The 755-nt window shown below is 33.0% G+C and carries 1 protein-coding gene; it reads left to right on the top strand.

The window, feature by feature from the left end; all coding sequences use genetic code 11:
• Positions 1-21: 21 nt before the first annotated feature.
• A partial coding sequence (locus KPL37_RS19515) for an aminotransferase class I/II-fold pyridoxal phosphate-dependent enzyme (protein ID WP_216151719.1) occupies positions 22-755 on the top strand: 734 nt, incomplete at its 3' end.

Here is a 755-nt window from a genome sequence, read left to right as displayed (position 1 = left end):
AAAAAATAGGAGGTTTTTGTTATGATACCTTTATGTATACCAGAGATACGAGGCAATGAACTCAAATACGTAAAAGACTGTATAGATACTAATTGGGTATCTTCAGTAGGAAGTTATGTTAATTTATTTGAAGAAAAATTTAGTGAATATGTTGGTAGCAAAAGTGCTGTAGTTACAATGAATGGTACAGCGGCGCTTCAACTTGCATTGTTAACACTTGGAATAGGAAACGGCGACGAGGTTATAGTTTCATCACTTACATTTATATCTCCAGTTAATACAATAAAATATGTAGGTGCAGAGCCTGTATTTGTAGATGTATGTCGTGACACATTTGTTATGGATGTAGACAAAATAGAAGAATTAATAACATCTAAAACAAAGGCTATAATGCCAGTACATATTTATGGTCATCCTGTAGATATGATTAAAGTAATGCAAATAGCGAAAAAACATAATCTGTTTGTTATAGAAGATGCAACAGAAGCGTTAGGATCTACTTGCAATGGCAAAATGGCAGGAACAATAGGCGATATAGGTTGTTTTAGTTTTAATGGCAATAAACTCATAACTACTGGAGCAGGTGGAATGCTTGTAACTAATAATTTAGAGCATGGCGAGCGGGCAAAATTTTTATCTACTCAAACAAAAGTAGTGACTGAAAATAAAGCATTTTATCATTCAGAAATAGGATATAATATGAGAATGCCAAATCTTTTAGCTGCATTTGGAGTAGCTCAACTTGAAAATGTTAA

Source organism: Clostridium frigoris (assembly GCF_018861865.1).
GTDB lineage: Bacteria > Bacillota > Clostridia > Clostridiales > Clostridiaceae > Clostridium_AD > Clostridium_AD frigoris.
Note: the sequence above shows the minus strand (reverse complement) of the source record. Positions and strands in the feature narration are given on the sequence as shown.